The organism is Achromobacter sp. F4_2707, assembly GCF_047501535.1.
Taxonomy (GTDB): domain Bacteria; phylum Pseudomonadota; class Gammaproteobacteria; order Burkholderiales; family Burkholderiaceae_B; genus Yanghanlia.
In genome coordinates this window covers 292,207-311,053 of sequence record NZ_JAZDRJ010000002.1, presented here as the reverse complement: position 1 = coordinate 311,053, position 18,847 = coordinate 292,207, and the positions used below count along the sequence as shown (strand labels likewise).

The 18,847-nt window shown below is 57.1% G+C and carries 25 protein-coding genes; 23 read left to right on the top strand and 2 right to left on the bottom strand.

What is annotated here, in order from left to right:
- The 23 genes from VRY85_RS03480 to dsbD all read left to right on the top strand — a co-directional run.
- Positions 1-2,296 (top strand): type I secretion C-terminal target domain-containing protein (locus VRY85_RS03480; RefSeq protein ID WP_414597206.1); only part of this gene is annotated, 2,296 nt, incomplete at its 5' end.
- 140 nt (positions 2,297-2,436) lie between these two features.
- Positions 2,437-3,129 carry a transglutaminase-like cysteine peptidase gene (locus VRY85_RS03475; protein ID WP_414597205.1) on the top strand — a complete coding sequence of 231 codons (693 nt, stop codon included), beginning with the start codon at positions 2,437-2,439 and terminating at the stop codon, positions 3,127-3,129.
- A gap of 59 nt (positions 3,130-3,188) precedes the next feature.
- Complete coding sequence (locus VRY85_RS03470; protein ID WP_414597204.1) at positions 3,189-5,222, top strand: LapD/MoxY N-terminal periplasmic domain-containing protein; 2,034 nt, start codon at positions 3,189-3,191, stop codon at positions 5,220-5,222.
- Between the two features lie 278 nt (positions 5,223-5,500).
- The gene (rplN, locus tag VRY85_RS03465) at positions 5,501-5,869 is read left to right on the top strand and encodes a 50S ribosomal protein L14 (RefSeq protein ID WP_414597203.1); all 369 of its coding nucleotides are present in this window, start codon (positions 5,501-5,503) and stop codon (positions 5,867-5,869) included.
- Between the two features lie 10 nt (positions 5,870-5,879).
- The gene (gene rplX, locus VRY85_RS03460; RefSeq protein ID WP_414597202.1) at positions 5,880-6,200 is read left to right on the top strand and encodes a 50S ribosomal protein L24; all 321 of its coding nucleotides are present in this window, start codon (positions 5,880-5,882) and stop codon (positions 6,198-6,200) included.
- A gap of 13 nt (positions 6,201-6,213) precedes the next feature.
- Complete coding sequence (rplE, locus tag VRY85_RS03455) at positions 6,214-6,753, top strand: 50S ribosomal protein L5 (protein ID WP_414597201.1); 540 nt, start codon at positions 6,214-6,216, stop codon at positions 6,751-6,753.
- A gap of 11 nt (positions 6,754-6,764) precedes the next feature.
- Entirely contained in the window at positions 6,765-7,070 is a 306-nt protein-coding gene (gene rpsN, locus VRY85_RS03450) for a 30S ribosomal protein S14 (protein WP_414597200.1), read from the top strand.
- A gap of 10 nt (positions 7,071-7,080) precedes the next feature.
- On the top strand, positions 7,081-7,476 hold the full coding sequence (gene rpsH, locus VRY85_RS03445; RefSeq protein ID WP_414597199.1) for a 30S ribosomal protein S8: 396 nt from the start codon (positions 7,081-7,083) through the stop codon (positions 7,474-7,476).
- A 13-nt stretch (positions 7,477-7,489) separates the two neighbouring features.
- Complete coding sequence (gene rplF, locus VRY85_RS03440; protein WP_414597198.1) at positions 7,490-8,023, top strand: 50S ribosomal protein L6; 534 nt, start codon at positions 7,490-7,492, stop codon at positions 8,021-8,023.
- Positions 8,024-8,044: 21 nt separating this feature from the next.
- On the top strand, positions 8,045-8,410 hold the full coding sequence (rplR, locus tag VRY85_RS03435) for a 50S ribosomal protein L18 (RefSeq protein WP_414597197.1): 366 nt from the start codon (positions 8,045-8,047) through the stop codon (positions 8,408-8,410).
- Between the two features lie 15 nt (positions 8,411-8,425).
- Positions 8,426-8,944: a 30S ribosomal protein S5 gene (gene rpsE / locus VRY85_RS03430; protein WP_414597196.1), complete on the top strand. Its 519-nt coding sequence runs from the start codon at positions 8,426-8,428 to the stop codon at positions 8,942-8,944.
- A gap of 3 nt (positions 8,945-8,947) precedes the next feature.
- Entirely contained in the window at positions 8,948-9,133 is a 186-nt protein-coding gene (gene rpmD, locus VRY85_RS03425) for a 50S ribosomal protein L30 (RefSeq protein ID WP_414597195.1), read from the top strand.
- A 10-nt stretch (positions 9,134-9,143) separates the two neighbouring features.
- A complete protein-coding gene (gene rplO, locus VRY85_RS03420) occupies positions 9,144-9,584 on the top strand; it encodes a 50S ribosomal protein L15 (protein ID WP_414597194.1) in 441 nt (146 codons plus the stop codon).
- Between the two features lie 14 nt (positions 9,585-9,598).
- Positions 9,599-10,924, top strand: coding sequence for a preprotein translocase subunit SecY (gene secY / locus VRY85_RS03415; protein WP_414597193.1), 1,326 nt, complete (start codon positions 9,599-9,601; stop codon positions 10,922-10,924).
- A 6-nt stretch (positions 10,925-10,930) separates the two neighbouring features.
- Positions 10,931-11,149, top strand: coding sequence for a translation initiation factor IF-1 (gene infA / locus VRY85_RS03410; protein WP_073104500.1), 219 nt, complete (start codon positions 10,931-10,933; stop codon positions 11,147-11,149).
- Between the two features lie 32 nt (positions 11,150-11,181).
- On the top strand, positions 11,182-11,295 hold the full coding sequence (gene rpmJ / locus VRY85_RS03405) for a 50S ribosomal protein L36 (protein WP_414597192.1): 114 nt from the start codon (positions 11,182-11,184) through the stop codon (positions 11,293-11,295).
- 35 nt (positions 11,296-11,330) lie between these two features.
- Positions 11,331-11,696: a 30S ribosomal protein S13 gene (gene rpsM, locus VRY85_RS03400; protein ID WP_414597191.1), complete on the top strand. Its 366-nt coding sequence runs from the start codon at positions 11,331-11,333 to the stop codon at positions 11,694-11,696.
- Positions 11,697-11,711: 15 nt separating this feature from the next.
- Positions 11,712-12,110 carry a 30S ribosomal protein S11 gene (gene rpsK, locus VRY85_RS03395; RefSeq protein WP_414597190.1) on the top strand — a complete coding sequence of 133 codons (399 nt, stop codon included), beginning with the start codon at positions 11,712-11,714 and terminating at the stop codon, positions 12,108-12,110.
- An 11-nt stretch (positions 12,111-12,121) separates the two neighbouring features.
- Positions 12,122-12,745: a 30S ribosomal protein S4 gene (gene rpsD / locus VRY85_RS03390; RefSeq protein ID WP_414597189.1), complete on the top strand. Its 624-nt coding sequence runs from the start codon at positions 12,122-12,124 to the stop codon at positions 12,743-12,745.
- Between the two features lie 137 nt (positions 12,746-12,882).
- Positions 12,883-13,869, top strand: coding sequence for a DNA-directed RNA polymerase subunit alpha (locus tag VRY85_RS03385; protein WP_414597253.1), 987 nt, complete (start codon positions 12,883-12,885; stop codon positions 13,867-13,869).
- 171 nt (positions 13,870-14,040) lie between these two features.
- On the top strand, positions 14,041-14,421 hold the full coding sequence (gene rplQ / locus VRY85_RS03380) for a 50S ribosomal protein L17 (RefSeq protein WP_414597188.1): 381 nt from the start codon (positions 14,041-14,043) through the stop codon (positions 14,419-14,421).
- Positions 14,422-14,615: 194 nt separating this feature from the next.
- Positions 14,616-14,981, top strand: coding sequence for a divalent-cation tolerance protein CutA (gene cutA, locus VRY85_RS03375; RefSeq protein WP_414597187.1), 366 nt, complete (start codon positions 14,616-14,618; stop codon positions 14,979-14,981).
- Entirely contained in the window at positions 14,978-17,128 is a 2,151-nt protein-coding gene (gene dsbD, locus VRY85_RS03370; RefSeq protein ID WP_414597186.1) for a protein-disulfide reductase DsbD, read from the top strand. The genes cutA and dsbD overlap by 4 nt, the downstream gene beginning before the upstream one ends.
- Here the strand turns inward: dsbD and hemB are convergent.
- Both hemB and yihA read right to left on the bottom strand, forming a co-directional pair.
- On the bottom strand, positions 17,039-18,055 hold the full coding sequence (gene hemB, locus VRY85_RS03365; protein ID WP_414597185.1) for a porphobilinogen synthase: 1,017 nt from the start codon (positions 18,053-18,055) through the stop codon (positions 17,039-17,041). The genes dsbD and hemB overlap by 90 nt on opposite strands.
- 22 nt (positions 18,056-18,077) lie before the next feature.
- Entirely contained in the window at positions 18,078-18,707 is a 630-nt protein-coding gene (gene yihA / locus VRY85_RS03360; RefSeq protein ID WP_414597184.1) for a ribosome biogenesis GTP-binding protein YihA/YsxC, read from the bottom strand.
- Between the last annotated feature and the right edge of the window lie 140 nt (positions 18,708-18,847).

Sequence of the window (18,847 nt, the reverse complement as noted above, 5' to 3'; positions counted from 1 at the left end):
CAAGCCCAATGTGAGCGGCACGGAAGAGTTTGTGTTCGTAATCACGGACGCTGATGGTGATACGGCGACGGATACGTTGACGGTGACGATCACTAAGGCCCAAGGTCCTGAGGGTGGTGTGATCCAGGCAGTGGAAGTCAATGAGTCGGGCTTGGTCGATGGCAACCCGAACACAGGCGGTGAGTTTGCGCTGGTGACGATTCCGACAGGCTTTGAGTTCGTGGACGTTGTGACGGACGGTCAGTACGGCACGGTGAAGATGATTGATGGCAAGTTGACGTATCAGTTGACGAAGACCTTTGATCACGAAGTTGCGAACGAGGCTGATACGGCGTCGGGTGCTGATACGGTTGTGCTGTTGGTGAAGGACGGAGCAGACAACACCTTTGAAGTTGAGATGAAGGTGAACATCGTTGACGATGTTCCCACTGTTCAAGTTGACACGGGTGAGGTAATTGAAGGAGCAACGCTGACCGTACTAGCAGAGCAGGGGGTGTTGGCAAATGACCACTCTGGAGCAGACGGTTGGGCCTTGGCCGGCGGTGTGGTCGGTGTAAGTAACAGTAGTGATGAGGTGGGCACTGAGATCGATAATGCCTTTGTGATCGAAGGCAAGTATGGCACGCTGACGCTGAACAAGGACGGCGGGTACACGTATGTGGCTACTCGAGATGCTATCTCCAAAGACTCGGTCGATGAGTTTACCTATACGGTTCGTGATGGTGACGGCGATGAGCAGACGGCTACTTTGACGATCAACGTGGCCAATGCGATATTGGATTACGAGCTTAAATTTGGCAGCTCCGGTGATGACACTGTAAACGGTAGCCCAGATCACAATTCCATTATTGTGGGGGACTTGCCGACTGATCCTATTACCGTGGCTGGGCAGAACTACAACATTGCGTTTGTTGTTGATAGTTCAGGCAGTATGGGGACAGCCAGCGTCAATCAGGCCAAGCAATCGATACGTGACGTAATCCAGGCATTGAAAGATAGCGCTGCAGAAGATGATAGTGGGCATGGAGGGACAGTCAATATTTATATTTCTGACTTCGATACTTCAGTGCAGGGGTCTGTGGAATTTAATTTGAATGATCCTTCTCTTGAGTCTAAGTTGACTAGCTTTTTGAACTCCATGAGTAGTGGTGGAGGAACAAATTATGAAGCGGCGTTTAAAGATGTCGCTAATTGGTTCCATTCTGATATGGTCACTAATAATGAGGGTGAAAATATTACCTATTTCATTACTGATGGCTTGCCGACCTACTATCAGAAAGATGAAACTACAACTATTACCACAGGTTGGGGGTGGTGGTCTGAGAAACACAACGCTAATGATTATTCAATTGGTTATTCTCTTAACGGTTATACCGTCATGGCTGACGGCAAGGGTGGCCATGAATGGTCTGTACGGGGAGGAAATGGTAGCAGTACAAACAGCACAGAAAGAACACAGTCTCAAAATGCTTTTGCTCTTTTAAATGACGTTTCCAATGTCGAGGCTATCGGAATCGGCTCTGGTATTAACCAAAGTAATTTGCAACCTTATGACAGCGATGGAGTTGTCCAGACAGGCATTGAAGCTCACGAGCTTGCAAAAGCTATTCTGGGTACGCTTGAACTGGTTCAAATGGGCGAGGATAAGGTCACGGGTGGTGATGGCAATGACATCCTGTTCGGAGATTCGCTCATCCTCCCAGGTCAGGAGTCCGGCATTGCGGGAGCTAATGCCCTGAAAGCGTATGTAGGAGGTCAGACGGGCAAGGCCACCAACGCTGTGACCAATGAGGATATCCATGACTACATCACGAAGGAGCACGAGGAATTCAACCAGTCTTCGGAACTTGACAACCGCGACATATTGGATGGAGGCAGCGGCAATGATATTCTGTTCGGAGGCGGAGGTAACGACACTCTGATCGGGGGCGAAGGCGACGACATCCTGTACGGCGGTGAAGGCGACGACATCTTCCTGTGGGAAGCGGGCGATGCAGGTACGGTTGACAAGCCAGCTATCGATATTGTCAAGGACTTCGGAGTGGGCGGTACCGACACGCTGGATATCAGCGCGCTGTTGCCCGACGCTTATGGCGAAGGTGACAGCATCGACAACTACCTCAGTGTGGGCAATGAAAACGGCAAGACTGTCATCAATATCAGCACTCAGGGAGGTGGCGCTGCAGGCATCGACCAGAAGATCATTCTGGACAACCTTGCTTACGATGAACAGCAAGCCCAGCAGATCATCAATCAACTCAAGAATGACGGTACAGCTGTGAAGTCCGACATCTAAGTTTGACCCAGGCGCTAAGCGCTACCCACACAGCCTCGCCGGTCTTCCTCGCCGGCGAGGCTGTGTGCCTTCCACATCCGGGCTGCGCTTTCTGCAACACCTTGTTATAGTTGCCTAAATCCACCCGGTCATATTTTGTTATGTCTGTTGTTTCCGCTACTCGCAGTTTGCGACAGGGGTTGCTGGCTGTTGCTGCGGGGCTTTTGCTCGTTGCGGCGGCGGCGCCCGTGGCGGATGCTCTGCAGTTCGACCCGGCGCGCATCGAGCAGCAGGCGGTGTCGCGTTATGGGCAGCAAGGCGGGCAGGCGGTTGCTCAGTGGGTGAATATGCTGGGCTCGTTGGCGGGGCAGCCGGTCAGCACTCAGTTACGGCAGGTTAACGATTTCTGGAACACCAATGCCCGGGGTGGTGAAGACCGGCAGATCTGGGGGCAGGAAGACTACTGGGCTACGCCGCTCGAAACGCTGGGCAAGGGCTGGGCCGATTGCGAAGACTACGTCATTGGCAAATATTTTTCGCTGGTGCATGCGGGGGTAGACCCAAACAAGCTGCGCATGGTCTATGTGCGCGCCCGCATTGGCGGTATGGGCAGTTCGCAGAGTATTGCTCACATGGTGCTGGGTTATTACGAAACTCCCACTTCCGAGCCTTTGATTCTGGATAATCTTGTGGGCTCTATCGTTCCTGCTGGGCAGCGTCGCGATTTGCAGCCGGTGTTCAGTTTTAATGCGCATGGGGTGTATGTGGGCAGCAGGGCATCGGGCTCGGTTGAGCGTATTACGCGCTGGCAGGGCTTGCTTTCCCGTATGCAGCAAGAAGGGTTCCGGCCATAGGGTGTCCGGGCATTATGGTGTTAATCTCCTGTTACGTTTCGGCTCTCTGGTAGACGATTATGTCCTTGCTCAAGCAGCTTCTGATTAGTGTCACCGTGGCGATGGTCCTCATTCTGGTGGGCACGCTCTGGTTCAGCCTGGATAGTGCTCGAGAGTATTTGAACGAGCGCCTGCAGGTGGATGCGCAAAATACCGCTTCTTCGCTGGCGCTGTCTTTGTCGCAGCCTTCCAACCAAGATCCCATTACGCAAGAACTGCTGATCACGGCACTATTCGATAGCGGCCAATATCGTTCTATTGCCCTGACTAAACCCGATGGCGAAATGGTTTTCTCTCTGGACAGGGCGGCAGAAAGTGCCCAGGGGAATGTGCCAAGCTGGTTCAATAGTTGGCTGCCTTTGTATGCGCCGACCATCAAGCAGACGGTGAGCAATGGTTGGGTGCAAACCGGGGAAATCGCCGTCACGCCCGAGGATGGGCTGGCGCGCCAGTCTCTATGGGGGATGGCCTATCAGGTGGTGTTGCTGGTGTTGGGCGCCGGCCTGCTGTGGGCGGTTTTTGCCATTCTTCTTATCCGCTGGCTAAAGCGAGCGCTGCAAACGGAAATTTCTGAACAGGTGCGCGCGATTGCCGAGGGCGATCAAGGGCGCACGGAAGTGCGTGGTTCTGGCATTAAGGAATTGGCGCAGGTGCGCCAGGTGATTGAGTCGGTGCGTGAACGTGTGCGCGTTACGGCGGAAGAACAAAACCGGCAGATTGAGCACCTGCAGTTGGAGCTGAATTCCGATGACGTCACGGGTGTGGCCAACCGTCGCTATTTCATTAATGAATTGCGCCGCAGCCTTGAAGCGGCAGAGCTTCCTGATGGTAGCAAGATGCCGGACCACGGCCATGTGCTGATTTTCCGTCAACGTGATCTTGCTGCCATTAATGCGCTGCACGACCGCCGCCAGGCCGATGCCTGGTTGCGTAGTGTGGGGGAAGCCGTGAAAGCAGTTCTGCAGGTGCATCAAGTGGAAGGGCGACCGGTGCCGCAACTGGCGCGTTTGAATGGTTCCGATTTTGTGATCCTGATGTCGGGTTACGCTGGCCCTGACACCGTTGAGCTCATACAGGCTGTCCGCAAAGCATTGGATGGCCTGCGTATGCGTATTGCCAACGACCGCCTGTGCCGCTGGTGTTATGCGCTGACCGATTACGAGCCGAGTTGCGACGTCGGCCAGGTGCTGGTGCGCCTGGATCACGGTCTGATGCGTGCTGAAAGCGCGGGCACGACCGATGTGGAATACCTGAGCGTCAGCGAGTTCCGCAGTACGGTGCCGCAAGTCGGGGCCGGGGAAACCGCTTGGAAGCAGTTGATTCTCGATGCGTTGGCTGACAACCGGCTGGAACTTGTGGTGAAACCGGCGACTTACCGTGATGACGATGTCGATCAGCGCCACGAGGGTTTTGTGGCCCTGCGCGAAGCGGGCGGTGGAGCTTCCCTGATTTCCGGCTATATGTTTATGCCGCCGGCCGTGCGCCTGGGCTTGTCGGGTGCGTGCGACTTGCGGGTGGTCGGCCTGGCGGCACAGTGGGTGCGCGATCACCCCGGCCACCTGGCCGTACGTGTGTCGCTGCCTTCGCTTTTGCAAATGGAATTTTTGGAAGGCGTTGAGTTCATCGTGATGCAGTCCGGCCTGCTTCCCGAGCAGTTGCAGCGCCTTTGTATTGAAATTGATGCCCATGGTTTTGTGGCGCATCCTGATGAAGTGCAGGCCTTCAGCCATATGGTGACTGCAGCGGGATGTCGCATAGGCGTACGCCGCCTGGCTGAGCAGCCCGGGGCATTGTTGAATCTTCACAAGGTGGATGTTCGTTATCTGAAGCTGGACGGCGGGTTGATTACAAGCTTGCTGGAAAGCCCGGGCGCTTTCCAGTTGTTTACAGCGATCACTGAAGCAGCGATTGGTCAGGGTATCAAGCTGTATGCCGATGGCGTGCCAGACGCGCCGACTGCAAAAATGCTTCAGGAGTATGGCGTGCTGATGTCCAGCAAGGATGTTTTCTTGCCGGATGACCACACCGATGAAGGCGGTTTTGTTGATAACTAAATGAGCGGTACGCAACCGAAGCTGTTCCGGTTGCGGGGCCGCAACGTCAGTATTCGGTTATCGTTGCAAAACTATTGCTATCCGGCATAAATCGAGCTATTATTAGCGTCTTGCCTTTAGGTGCGTACTTTTTATGGTGCGCGGGCAATAATTTCAACCCAGGCTTTGCCGGGCCGGGCTCTTGGGCCCGGGCAGGTCAAGCTGACGGGACCAAGACTGGCTGCGTGGCGTCATCAATGGTGGTGGCGCATCGCGACTAAGTTGGAACAGGAAAAATCATGATCCAAATGCAGACCACGCTCGACGTGGCCGACAACACAGGTGCACGCTCTATCATGTGCATCAAGGTGCTGGGCGGCTCGAAGCGCCGTTATGCCGCCATCGGTGACATCATCAAAGTCACAGTTAAAGAAGCGGCACCTCGCGGGCGCGTCAAAAAAGGCGAAATCTACAACGCAGTAGTGGTTCGTACCGCTAAAGGCGTTCGCCGTAAAGACGGTTCGCTGATTAAGTTCGGTGGCAATGCCGCCGTGTTGCTCAACGCCAAGCTGGAACCTATTGGCACTCGTATCTTCGGACCGGTTACGCGCGAATTGCGTACCGAGAAGTTCATGAAGATCGTGTCCTTGGCTCCCGAAGTGCTGTAAGGAGCGCAAAATGGAAAAAATCCGTAAAGGCGACGAAGTCATCGTACTGACTGGCCGCGACAAAAAGCGCCGTGGCACGGTGCTGCGCCGCGTTGATGCCGACCACGTTCTGGTCGAAGGCATCAATGTCGTCAAGAAGCACGTCAAGGGTAACCCCATGGCTGGCACTCCCGGCGGCATCATCGACAAAACCATGCCTATCCACATTTCCAATGTGGCGCTATTCAACCCGGAAACGGGCAAGGGCGACCGCGTCGGCGTGCAGGTTGTCGATGGCAAGAAAGTCCGTATATTCCGCTCCAACGGCGCTGTCGTTGGCGCGAAGGCGTAAGGGGCGATAAAACATGGCTCGTTTACAAGAGTTGTACCGCAGCAAGGTCGTTGCCGACCTGCAAGCCAAGTTTGGCTACAAAAGCGTGATGGAAGTGCCCCGCATTACCAAGATCACCCTGAACATGGGTGTGTCTGAGGCGGTGGCCGATAAAAAGGTCATTGAGCACGCCGTTGGCGACATGACCAAAATCGCCGGCCAGAAGCCGGTCATCACCAAGACCAAGAAGTCCATTGCAGGCTTCAAGATTCGCGATAACTACCCGATCGGTTGCATGGTTACCCTGCGCGGCCGTCGCATGTACGAGTTTCTTGATCGTCTGGTCGCCGTGGCTCTGCCGCGTGTGCGCGACTTCCGTGGTGTGTCCGGCCGTGCTTTCGATGGCCGTGGCAACTACAACATCGGTGTGAAGGAACAGATCATCTTTCCCGAAATCGAATACGACAAGATCGACGCTGTCCGTGGTATGAATATCAGCATTACCACCAGCGCCAAGACCGACGAGGAAGCCAAGGCACTGCTGTCCGCCTTCAACTTCCCGTTCCGCAACTAAGGGGCGATGACGTGGCAAAACTTTCCCTCATCAATCGCGATATCAAGCGCGCCAAGCTGGCCGAAAAGTACGCTGCCAAGCGTGCGGCCCTGAAGGCGATTATCGACGATCAGTCCAAGTCTGACGAAGAACGCTACGAGGCTCGTCTTGCACTGCAAGCCCTGCCGCGCAATTCCAGCCCGACCCGTCAGCGTAACCGCTGCCTGGTTACCGGCCGTCCGCGCGGTGTTTACAGCAAGTTCGGTTTGACCCGTCACAAGCTGCGCGAAATGGCGCTGCGTGGCGAGGTTCCCGGCATGACCAAGGCCAGCTGGTAGGAGATACATAATGAGCATGAGCGATCCCATCGCCGACATGTTGACCCGCGTGCGCAACGCGCAGCAAGTCAACAAAACGTCGGTCACCATGCCCTCCTCCAAGCTAAAAGCAGCAATTGCTGCTGTGCTGAAGGACGAAGGCTACATTGAAGACTTCAAGGTCAACAGCGAACAGGCCAAGCCTGAACTCGAAATCACTCTGAAGTACTACGCTGGTCAACCCGTGATCGAGCGCATCGACCGCGTCTCGCGTCCCGGTCTGCGCGTCTACAAGGGCGCCAAGGCCATTCCTCAAGTCATGAACGGCCTCGGTGTGGCCATTGTGTCCACCCCGCGTGGCGTCATGACCGATCGCAAGGCCCGCGCCACTGGCGTAGGCGGCGAAGTACTGTGCTACGTGGCCTAAGGAGATTATTAAAATGTCTCGCATAGCCAAGTATCCCGTCGAGCTGCCCAAAGGCGTCGAAGCTACGATCAGCGCTGGCCAGATCGTGGTGAAAGGTCCCCTGGGTAGCCTCACACAAGAACTGACCGGCGACGTACTCGTCCGTCAGGAAGATAACCAGCTTACATTTGCTGTTGCCAACGATTCCCGCCAGGCTAAAGCCATGTCGGGCACGATGCGCGCACTGGTGAACAATATGGTCACCGGCGTCAGCACTGGTTTTGAACGTCGTCTTAACCTGGTTGGCGTGGGTTTCCGCGCACAGGTTCAGGGCGATGCCATCAAACTGCAACTCGGTTTCTCCCACGACATCGTGCACAAGCTGCCCGCTGGCGTGAAGGCGGAATGCCCCAGCCAGACGGAAATCGTCATCAAGGGTTCCGACAAGCAGGTTGTTGGCGAGGTGGCTGCTAAGATTCGCGCTTACCGCAAGCCCGAGCCCTACAAGGGCAAAGGTGTGCGTTATGCCGACGAACGCGTCATCATCAAAGAAACCAAGAAGAAGTAAGCGCGCAGGCAAGGACGAATTATGGACAAGAAAACATCCCGTTTGCGTCGTGCGGTTGCCACTCGCCGGAAGATTTCCGAACTGCGCGTACATCGCCTGTCGGTTCACCGGTCGAACACGCACATTTACGCAAGCATCATTTCGCCGGAAGGCGATCGTGTGCTCCTCAGCGCTTCCACGCTGGAGCCCGAAGTGCGCAAAGAGCTGGCAAGCCAGAATGTCAGCGGGGCCAATGTTGCCGCCGCTGGTTTGGTTGGCAAGCGCGTGGCCGAGAAGGCCAAGGCTGCCGGCATCGAGCAGGTCGCATTCGACCGTTCGGGTTTCCGTTACCATGGCCGTGTCAAGGCGCTGGCCGAGGCCGCGCGTGAAGCCGGTCTGAAATTCTAAGCAAGGAATCGTCAAATGGCTAAAGCACAAGGTAGGCACGCCGCCGAGAAGGAAGACGACGGCCTGCGCGAAAAGATGATTGGCGTTAACCGCGTCAGCAAGGTGGTCAAGGGTGGTCGCACCATGTCCTTTGCTGCGCTGTCCGTAGTCGGTGATGGCGATGGCCGCATCGGCATGGGCAAGGGCAAGGCTCGTGAAGTGCCTGTGGCTGTTCAAAAAGCCATGGAACAAGCGCGCCGCGGCCTGGTTAAAGTCCCTCTTAAGAATGGCACTCTGCATCACGCAGTGGTTGGCAAGCACGGCGCTTCGACAGTGCTGATCTCGCCCGCTGCTGAAGGTACTGGCGTAATCGCCGGCGGCCCGATGCGCGCCATCTTTGAAGTGATGGGCGTTCGCAACGTCGTCGCCAAGAGTCTGGGCTCCCGCAATCCCTACAACATGGTCCGCGCAACGCTTAACGGTCTGCGCGCCTGCTCTACTCCCGCCGAAGTCGCCGCCAAGCGTGGCAAGTCGGTGGAAGACATCCTGGGGTAAGTCATGGCACAGAAGCAAATCAAGGTTACGCTCGTGCGTTCAGTTATCGGCACCAAGAAAGAGCATCGCGCTACCGTGCGTGGTCTGGGCTTGGGTCGTCTGAACAGCAGCCGTGTATTGGTCGACACGCCCGAAGTACGAGGCATGATCCGCAAGGTGGATTACCTCGTTACTGTTTCGGAAGCCTAAAGGAATCAGCATGTCTGAAACTCAACTCAATACGCTGAAGCCGGCAGAGGGCAGCAAACGCGCCCGCCGCCGTCTTGGTCGCGGTATTGGCTCCGGTCTGGGTAAGACCGGTGGCCGTGGTCACAAGGGTCAGAAGTCCCGCTCCGGCGGCTTCCATAAAGTGGGCTTTGAAGGCGGTCAGATGCCTTTGCAGCGCCGCTTGCCCAAACGTGGCTTCACGCCGCTCGGTCAACATCTCTACGCAGAAGTGCGCTTGTCCGATCTTGAGCGCCTGCCCGTCGACGAAATCGACGTCCAGGTTCTCAAGCAGGCTGGCGTGGTCGGCCAGGCAGTTCGCTATGCCAAGGTCATCAAATCCGGCGAACTCTCTCGCAAAGTCACCCTCAAGGGTGTCACCGCGACAGCTGGCGCGCGCGCTGCAATCGAAGCAGCCGGCGGCTCGCTGGCTTAAATTGAGGGGCGACGGTGGCTAAAGCACAGGCAATGAGCAAATCCGGGCCCCGATACGGCGATCTCAAGCGCCGTATCGTGTTCCTGATTCTCGCCCTGGTGGTCTATCGCATGGGCACCCACATTCCGGTGCCGGGAATCAACCCCGATGCGTTGTCCGATCTGTTCCAACAGAATTCGGGCGGTATCCTGGGCATGTTCAACATGTTCTCAGGTGGCGCACTGGAGCGGTTTTCCGTGCTGGCGTTGGGCATCATGCCCTACATCTCAGCATCCATCATCATGCAGTTGATGGCTGTGGTGGTGCCCACCCTTGAGGCAATCAAGAAGGAAGGCGAATCCGGTCGCCGCAAGATCACGCAGTACACGCGTTATTTCACCGTGGTGCTGGCGCTCGTACAGGCCGTAGGCATTTCGGTGGCGCTTGAGTCCCAACCGGGGCTGGTGATCGACCCGGGTCTGCTGTTTCGCTTTACCACTATCGTCTCGCTGGTAACCGGCACGATGTTCCTCATGTGGCTGGGTGAGCAGATCACCGAACGAGGTATGGGTAATGGGATTTCCATTCTCATCTTCGCGGGGATCGTGGCTGGCTTGCCCAGTGCGTTGGGAGGCATGTTGGATCTGGTTCGCACCGATTCCATGTCCGTGCTGTCGGCGTTGTTCGTTCTGGTTCTCGTGGTGGGCGTCACGTATCTCGTGGTGTTCGTCGAGCGTGGCCAGCGCCGTATTACGGTGAACTACGCCAAGCGTCAGGTAGGCAACAAGATCTACGGCGGGCAATCGTCCCACCTGCCGTTGAAGGTGAATATGGCCGGCGTGATCCCGCCGATCTTCGCCTCCTCGATCATTCTGTTGCCCGCAACCGTGACGAGCTGGTTTTCCGCCAACCCCAGCATGCGTTGGATGAGCGACCTGGCTGCTGCGCTTGCGCCGCACCAACCGCTGTACGTCACGCTGTTTTCGGCTCTTATCATTTTCTTCTGTTTCTTCTACACGGCTTTGGTGTTCAACAGCCGCGAGACGGCAGATAACCTGAAGAAAAGTGGAGCCTTCGTTCCGGGTATTCGTCCGGGTGAGCAGACCGCACGCTATATCGACAAGATTCTGATGCGTCTGACCCTGGCCGGTTCTATCTACATTACGCTCGTGTGTTTGTTGCCCGAGTTCATGCAGATGCGCTGGAACGTGCCGTTTTACTTTGGTGGCACTTCGCTGCTGATCATCGTGGTGGTCACAATCGACTTCATGTCCCAGGCTCAGGCCTACATGATGTCTCACCAATACGACTCGTTGCTCAAGAAGGCTAACTTCAAGGGCGCGGGCCTGCCTATGCGGTAGAAGAAAATGGCAAAAGACGACGTCATTCAGATGCAGGGTGAGGTGCTTGAAAACCTCCCAAACGCAACTTTCCGCGTCAAGCTTGAAAATGGTCACATTGTATTGGGCCATATCTCCGGCAAGATGCGCATGCATTACATCCGGATTCTGCCGGGCGACAAGGTCACAGTAGAGCTCACGCCCTATGATCTTTCCCGCGCAAGAATTGTTTTCCGCTCGAAGTAGGCGGTCCGGTTACAGGAAACTAGGAGTCAACCATGAAGGTAATGGCATCGGTAAAGCGGGTTTGCCGCAACTGCAAGATCATCAAACGTCACGGCGTGGTGCGTGTTATCTGCACCGACCCGCGTCACAAGCAGCGTCAAGGCTAATCACCGCAACGCAACGGATTTAACAAGGAAAAGTCATGGCCCGTATTGCTGGCATTAACATTCCGCCGCATCAACACGCCGAAATCGGACTTACCGCGATCTTTGGTATTGGTCGTACCCGTGCGCGCAAAATCTGCGACGCTGCAGGTGTCGAATATTCCAAAAAGGTCAAGGACCTGACCGACGGTGAGCTTGAGCGCATTCGCGATCAAATTGGCACATTCATGGTCGAGGGCGACCTGCGACGTGAAGTGCAACTGTCGATCAAGCGTCTGGTCGATCTGGGAACCTACCGTGGCATGCGCCACCGTCGCGGTCTGCCGGTTCACGGTCAGCGCACTCGCACCAACGCTCGTACTCGCAAGGGTCCGCGCCGCGCTGCCGCATCCCTGAAGAAATAATCAAGGACTATCACGATGGCAAAAGCTACTGGCGGCGCCTCGCGCGTACGCAAAAAAGTCAAAAAGAACGTGTCGGACGGCATCGCCAACGTCCACGCTTCTTTCAACAACACTATCATCACCATCACCGACCGTCAGGGCAACACCCTGTCGTGGGCGACTGCTGGTGGCGCTGGCTTCAAGGGCTCGCGGAAATCCACGCCGTTCGCGGCGCAGGTTGCTGCAGAACAGGCCGGTCGCCAGGCTATGGAATACGGTATCAAGACGCTCGACGTCCGTGTCAAGGGCCCCGGCCCCGGCCGCGAATCTTCCATTCGCTCGCTGAACGCACTGGGCATCAAGATCACCAGTATTTCCGACGTGACGCCTGTGCCGCATAACGGCTGCCGTCCGCCCAAGCGTCGTCGCATTTAAGGGGAAGAATCTTGGCACGTTATATTGGTCCCAAATGCAAACTCTCGCGTCGCGAGGGTACCGATCTCTTTCTGAAGAGCGCCCGTCGTTCGCTGGATTCCAAGTGCAAATTTGAATCCAAGCCGGGTCAGCACGGCCGCACGTCTGGTTCGCGCACTTCCGACTTCGGTCTGCAGCTGCGTGAAAAGCAAAAACTGAAGCGTATGTACGGCGTGCTGGAAAAGCAGTTCCGTAAGTACTTCGTCGAAGCCGAGCGCCGTCGTGGCAACACAGGTGAGATCCTCATCCAGTTGCTCGAACAGCGTCTGGACAACGTCGTGTACCGCATGGGCTTTGGTTCCACACGCGCAGAAGCGCGTCAGTTGGTTAACCACCGCTCCATCGAAGTGAACGGCCGTACCGCCGATATCGCTTCCATGCTGGTCAACGCCGGCGATGTCGTTTCCATCCGCGAGAAGGCCAAAGGTCAGCTGCGCATCAAGGAATCCCTTGAGCTGGCGACGGGTCAAGGCCTGCCGCAGTGGGTTGAAGTCGACACCAACAAGCTCGAAGGCACCTTCAAGCAGGTTCCGGACCGCGCCGACGTTGCTCGCGACGTTGACGAGTCCATGATCGTCGAACTTTACTCGCGCTAAGTTCGAGGGGTTGTGGGCCTCATTCGCAGGGCCCGCACCTTTCTCTATGGGCCCATCTGTCGCCGGCGGCGCAGGTGGGCTTTCCCCCCACATCAGCCTTATCGGTGTAACGAGCCGAGGGTATTGATAAAGGAATCATCATGTCTCAGGGTTTTCTGAAACCACGCTCCATTGAAGTCGAACCGGTAGGTAAGAACCACGCCAAGGTCATTATGGAGCCGTTTGAACGCGGCTATGGCCATACGCTGGGTAATGCGCTGCGCCGCATCCTGCTGTCTTCCATGACCGGCTACGCGCCCACCGAAGTGCAAATCACCGGTGTGGTGCACGAGTACTCGACTCTTCCCGGTGTGGGTGAAGACGTTGTCGACATCATGCTGAACCTCAAGGGCGTTGTCTTCAAGCTGCACAATCGCGAAGAAGTCACGCTGACCCTGCGCCGTCAAGGCACGGGCGTGGTGACCGCAGCAGATATCGACCTGCCTCACGATGTGGAAATCGTCAACCCTGATCACGTTATCGCCAACCTGACCGAAGCCGGTAAGTTGGAAATGCAGATCAAGGTCGAGCAAGGCCGTGGCTACGTGCCTGGCAACGTGCGTGCGCTGTCTGATGATCGCGCTCACACCATTGGCCGTATCCTGCTGGATGCCTCATACAGCCCCGTACGTCGCGTGAGCTATTCCGTAGAAAGCGCTCGTGTGGAACAGCGTACTGACCTCGACAAACTGGTTCTCGATATCGCCACCAACGGTGTTCTGTCGCCCGAAGAAGCGGTGCGTCAGGCTGCTCGTATCCTCATGGATCAGCTCTCCGTCTTTGCTGCTCTGGAAGGCGCCGACGAAACTTATGAAGCGCCCGCAGGTGCCAAGCCGCAGATCGACCCCGTTCTGCTGCGCCCCGTGGACGATCTCGAACTCACCGTGCGTTCGGCCAACTGCCTCAAGGCCGAAAACATCTACTACATCGGTGATCTTATTCAGCGCACCGAAAACGAGCTGCTCAAGACCCCCAACCTGGGTCGCAAGTCGCTCAACGAAATCAAGGAAGTTCTGGCCGCACGCGGCCTGACCCTGGGCATGAAGCTGGAAAACTGGCCGCCCCTGGGCCTCGAGCGTCCTTAAACAAAAAAACCGGGACAGACCCCATTTTTTAATTGGGGTCTGTCCCGGTTTAGTGGGTCAGCTCTGTGTTAGAATTGACCGTTTTTTTTCAACCTCACGGCCCGCAGCATTATGCTGATAGAAGAGCCAGGTAACGGCGGGAAACCGTCATAAGATTCAAAGGAAATTACTATGCGTCACCGTAGCGGACTTCGCAAACTCAACCGTACCAGCAGCCATCGTCTGGCCATGTTCCGCAACATGGCTGTATCGCTGATCACTCACGAAGCCATCAAGACCACGCTGCCCAAGGCAAAAGAACTGCGCCGCGTGATTGAGCCCCTCATCACTCTGGGTAAAGAGCCCACCGTGGCCAACCGCCGTCTGGCTTTCGCTCGCCTGCGCGACCGCGACGCTGTGACCAAGCTGTTCAACGAAATCGGCCCCCGCTACAAAGAGCGCAACGGTGGTTACACCCGTGTTCTGAAAATGGGCTTTCGTCAGGGCGACAACGCCCCCATGGCATTCATGGAACTGGTTGATCGTCCAGAAGTGGAAGAAGCTGAAGAGTAAGCTTTCCGCTTTACAGTAGGGGCCGGCACACAACTTGGTCGGCCACGCCAGAAACCCGCCCGGAGTATAAGCCGCGCGGGTTTTTTTGCTCTATACATGGGTGGCGAGGATAATGTTTGAGTCTATCATTTCATTTTCTTGGTGTTGGTGCTGAGTGCGACGCTTAAGAGAAACGATTTTTAGATCCAAAGTCCATGGCAGAACTTACATATATCTCTAATGATTCTAGTGCTCCCGATGACGTCGTCGTGGTGCTCAGCAACGCGCCCGATATGTTGTTGGCCAAACGTATTGCCCACATGTTGGTTGAGGAATATCTAGCCGCTTGTGTGAACCTTGGTGCACCATATCTGTCCATGTATATGTGGGAAGGCGAGCTGGAAGGGGCTGAAGAGGTTCCGCTTACGATCAAGACCACGCGCGGGCAATTGCCTGCCTTGGCTGAGCGTTTGAAACAGCTGCATCCCTACGAAGTCCCCGAGTTTCTTGTGTTGCCCGTGCTCGGCGGGTTGCAAAGCTATATGGAGTGGGTGCGCGCGCAGGCGCGGCAGCAACAATGACGCTTACATCAACGATTAAAGGGCCGCGCTCAGGCCTTCGGTTTTTTCCATTGCTGTTGTTGCTGCTGGCGTCCTTCGTCATGCTGGCCAGCCCCGCAAAGGCCGATTACGAATTTCTCGATCCTGAAGACGCTTTCCGTTTTTCCGCCTCGGTATCGGCGCCGGCCACACTCGACCTGCACTACATCGTTGCGCCTGAATACTATATGTATCGGGAACGCTTCGAGATCGAAGCGCCTGAGGGCGTGGTGGTGCAAACGCACTACCCCCCCGGCCTGGTGGTTTACGACCCCACATTCGAAAAGGATATGGAGGTCTACTACGGGCAGGTAACAGTGCGCGTACAACTGGCCGACACCAATTCTCCGGCAGCTCCGCCAGTGGGTCAGCCGCTGACGCTGGCCATTACCAGTCAGGGCTGTGCAGATGCTGGTTTGTGTTACCCGCCTGAATCACGCGAGCTGCAGCTTGCTGTGACTGGAGACGGCGCCTGGAAGGTGTCCGGTGCAGGCGCTGTGGCGGGCCCGGTGCCTGCACCGCTTACCGTTGTGCTGGGCAACGATGGCAAGCCCTTGGATGGCAGCACGCTGGCGCCTGCTGCCGGTTCTTCCACCAGCTTGAACCCCTTTGATTTTGGCGATACTGGCCTGGCTACCTGGCTGGAAGGGGCGGGCTGGGTTCAGGTGGTGGGTTTGTGTTTGTTGCTGGGCCTGCTACTGGCCTTCACGCCCTGTGTATTGCCGATGGTGCCCATCATGATGGCAGTCATTGCCGGTGATGCCGGCAGCCAGGGGGGTAAGTTGTCGCGAGCGCGCGGCTTGTCGCTGGCCGCCGTATTCGTGCTTGGGATGTCGATTGTTTACACCGTGCTCGGGGTGTTTGCCGGCTTGTTGGGATCGGGTCTGATGATCTGGCTGCAAACGCCCTGGGTGCTGGTTACGTTCGCCGTGTTGTTGGCCATACTGGCGCTGGCGATGTTCGATGTATTCACTTTGCAGGCGCCCGCCGCTATGCAGACCGCGCTGAATGAACGCATGAATCGTCTTCCGGGCGGGCGGTTCAGCGGCGTGTTTGTCATGGGCATGCTGTCGGCCCTCATTGTCGGCCCCTGTGTGGCGGCTCCCCTGGCTGGAGTGCTGTTGTTTATTTCGCAAACGGGTGATGTGGTGCTGGGCGGTTCCGCCCTGTTCGCGCTGGCGTGGGGGTCGGGTATTCCGTTGCTGCTGCTGGGCGCGTCTTCCGGCGTGTTGCTGCCCAAGGCGGGCGCTTGGATGGAAGGCGTAAAGTGGGGATTCGGCATTCTGCTGTTCGCCACCGCGTGGTGGATGGTGTCGTCGTTGTTGCCCGATTGGCTGCTGATACTGGGTTGGGTGTTGCTGGCGCTGTGGTCTGCCGTACTGATGGGCGCCTTTAGTGCATTGCCCGCCGGTACGGGGGCGGGGCAGCAACTGTGGAAGGCGGTTGGTGTGATGCTGGCGGCCTGGGCACTACTGATGCTGGTGGGCTTGGCCGGTGGTGGGCGTGACCCGTTTCGCCCGCTGGCGCCGTATACCGGTTCGGTAGTGGGTGATGGTGCGTCTATGGCTGCTGCCGATGTGGGCGAGGCCGTCAAACGCCGTTTTGTACAAGTGGGTTCAGTGGCCGAACTCGACCAAGCTCTCGCTCAGGCCGACCGCCCCGTGATGTTGGATTTCTACGCTGATTGGTGTGTGTCCTGCATTGAGATGGAGCGCTACACCTTCAGTGATATCAATGTGGCTCGCAAACTCGATGGCTTTGTATTGCTGCAAGCGGATGTCACAGCCAACCATCCTGAGCACCGCGAACTTCTCAAGCGTTTCCGCCTGTTTGGCCCGCCGGGCATTATTTTCTTCGATACCCAGGGGCGAGAACTTGATGTGCGGGTGGTGGGTTTCCAGAATGCCGAACGTTTTGGCAAGGCGCTGGATGAGGTTCTACAGCAGGCAGCGCCTGGCCAGGGCGCTGAGCAAGAAGCCAAACAGGCCGCAGCGCTCACGCCCCCATCAGAGGGCGGCGCTACGGCCTTGGCAGGCGCTTCAGCCCTGCTGTCGCAGCAGCTTCGCAGCCTCAATGGCAAAGTAGGTCAGAATACCGTCACCGCCCGCGCGCTTGAAGCCCAGCAGTGATTCCATCATGACCTTGTCGTGGTCCAGCCAGCCGTTGGCGCTGGCGGCCTTCAGCATGGCGTATTCGCCGCTGACTTGATAGGCGTAGGTGGGCATGCCGAACGCCTGCTTGACGTCGCGCAGCACGTCCAGATACGGCATGCCGGGCTTGACCATAACCATGTCCGCACCTTCACGGATATCTGCGGCCACTTCACGCAGCGCTTCCGCACGGTTGGCTGGGTCCATCTGGTAGGCCATTTTGTTAGACCTGCCGAGGTTGGCAGCCGAACCCACCGCGTCGCGGAATGGGCCGTAGAAGGCGCTGGCATATTTGGCCGAGTACGCCATGATGCGGGTGTAGATGTGCTGGTTGGCTTCCAGAGCCTGGCGTAGCGCGCCGACGCGGCCGTCCATCATATCGCTGGGGGCGACAATATCCACGCCGGCTTCTGCCTGGGCCAACGCTTGGCGCACCAGTACCTCCACAGTCGGTTCGTTCAATACATAGCCGTTTTCATCAATGATGCCGTCCTGGCCATGGCTGGTGTAGGGATCAAGCGCGACATCGCACAGCACGCCCAGTTCGGGGAAACGGGATTTGAGTTCGCGTACGGCCCGTGGCACCAGGCCATCGGGGTTGGCGGCCTCAATGCCATCGGGGGTTTTCAGGCTAGGGTCAATGGCTGGGAAGAGCGACAGAACGGGGATGCCCAGTTCCAGACATTGTTCCGCCACGGGCAGTAGGGTATCGATGGAATAACGCTCGACACCTGGCATGGAAGGCACAGCCTGCCTGACGCCCTGGCCTTCAGTAATAAAAACGGGGTAGATCAGGTCGTCAACCGTCAGGGTGTGCTCGCGCACCAGACGACGGGTGAAGTCGTCGCGGCGGTTGCGCCGGGGCCGTGCGGCGGGAAAGTCGGCCTGAGGAAGAAATGAAGTCATTGCAGCTCCGGTAAACCAAGGTTCAGGGAACGACCTTGGGCGAGATCCAGTTTTCGATCAGCGTAGTAGCCTCTTCCAGCCCAATGCGGTGGGTGGCGGAAAAGGCGACGGCGCTCAGCGTGCCGAGATCGGCAAGTTCTTTTTTGAGTGCGGCAACGGCGCGCACACGCTGGCCATAAGGCAGTTTATCTGCCTTAGTCAGCAGGGCGAGGACGGGCATGCCGCGCGGCGCCAGCCAGTCGGTCAGTTGGCGGTCTAGCGCCGTAACGCCACGACGGATATCCACCAGCAGCACGACGCCTGCTAAGGAAGAGCGTTCACTCAGGTAGCGCCCCAGAACATCGGCCCATTCCTCGCGCGCGGTCTGGGCGACCGAGGCATAACCATAGCCGGGAAGGTCGACCAGATAGCCTAGGACGGCTTCCTGGTTTGGATCGAGGGGGTCGGGAATGCCGAACATATTGATCAGGCGAGTGCGACCGGGGGTTTTACTAGAGTGTGCCAGCTTGCGCTGATTGGTCAGTACGTTGATGGCGGACGACTTGCCGGCGTTCGAGCGGCCGACGAAGCAAACCTCCGGCCCGGTGGGCGGCGGAAGCTGCTCAAGACGCGCAGCGGAAATGGTAAAGCGGGCGCGATGCAGAATGGACACGGGGAATCCTGTGATGGTGTATTTGAAGCTATTGTATAATCGCAGGTTTGAAAACTCATGAATGGCGTTCCCACAACTTTATGCGGGTTCAGTCAGGTATGAGCAAATCGTGGCGCCGCTGGTGCCGGGTCGAATTCGCG

What these genes read in the sequence shown, in the direction of transcription:
- VRY85_RS03475 (WP_414597205.1), top strand. Translation starts at nt 2,437, where the DNA reads ATGTCTGTTGTTTCCGCTACTCGCAGTTTGCGACAGGGGTTGCTGGCT.
- VRY85_RS03470 (WP_414597204.1), top strand. Translation starts at nt 3,189, where the DNA reads ATGTCCTTGCTCAAGCAGCTTCTGATTAGTGTCACCGTGGCGATGGTC.
- rplN (WP_414597203.1), top strand. Translation starts at nt 5,501, where the DNA reads ATGATCCAAATGCAGACCACGCTCGACGTGGCCGACAACACAGGTGCA.
- rplX (WP_414597202.1), top strand. Translation starts at nt 5,880, where the DNA reads ATGGAAAAAATCCGTAAAGGCGACGAAGTCATCGTACTGACTGGCCGC.
- rplE (WP_414597201.1), top strand. Translation starts at nt 6,214, where the DNA reads ATGGCTCGTTTACAAGAGTTGTACCGCAGCAAGGTCGTTGCCGACCTG.
- rpsH (WP_414597199.1), top strand. Translation starts at nt 7,081, where the DNA reads ATGAGCATGAGCGATCCCATCGCCGACATGTTGACCCGCGTGCGCAAC.
- rplF (WP_414597198.1), top strand. Translation starts at nt 7,490, where the DNA reads ATGTCTCGCATAGCCAAGTATCCCGTCGAGCTGCCCAAAGGCGTCGAA.
- rplR (WP_414597197.1), top strand. Translation starts at nt 8,045, where the DNA reads ATGGACAAGAAAACATCCCGTTTGCGTCGTGCGGTTGCCACTCGCCGG.
- rpsE (WP_414597196.1), top strand. Translation starts at nt 8,426, where the DNA reads ATGGCTAAAGCACAAGGTAGGCACGCCGCCGAGAAGGAAGACGACGGC.
- rpmD (WP_414597195.1), top strand. Translation starts at nt 8,948, where the DNA reads ATGGCACAGAAGCAAATCAAGGTTACGCTCGTGCGTTCAGTTATCGGC.
- rplO (WP_414597194.1), top strand. Translation starts at nt 9,144, where the DNA reads ATGTCTGAAACTCAACTCAATACGCTGAAGCCGGCAGAGGGCAGCAAA.
- infA (WP_073104500.1), top strand. Translation starts at nt 10,931, where the DNA reads ATGGCAAAAGACGACGTCATTCAGATGCAGGGTGAGGTGCTTGAAAAC.
- rpmJ (WP_414597192.1), top strand. Translation starts at nt 11,182, where the DNA reads ATGAAGGTAATGGCATCGGTAAAGCGGGTTTGCCGCAACTGCAAGATC.
- rpsM (WP_414597191.1), top strand. Translation starts at nt 11,331, where the DNA reads ATGGCCCGTATTGCTGGCATTAACATTCCGCCGCATCAACACGCCGAA.
- rpsK (WP_414597190.1), top strand. Translation starts at nt 11,712, where the DNA reads ATGGCAAAAGCTACTGGCGGCGCCTCGCGCGTACGCAAAAAAGTCAAA.
- rplQ (WP_414597188.1), top strand. Translation starts at nt 14,041, where the DNA reads ATGCGTCACCGTAGCGGACTTCGCAAACTCAACCGTACCAGCAGCCAT.
- cutA (WP_414597187.1), top strand. Translation starts at nt 14,616, where the DNA reads ATGGCAGAACTTACATATATCTCTAATGATTCTAGTGCTCCCGATGAC.
- dsbD (WP_414597186.1), top strand. Translation starts at nt 14,978, where the DNA reads ATGACGCTTACATCAACGATTAAAGGGCCGCGCTCAGGCCTTCGGTTT.
- hemB (WP_414597185.1), bottom strand. Translation starts at nt 18,055, where the DNA reads ATGACTTCATTTCTTCCTCAGGCCGACTTTCCCGCCGCACGGCCCCGG.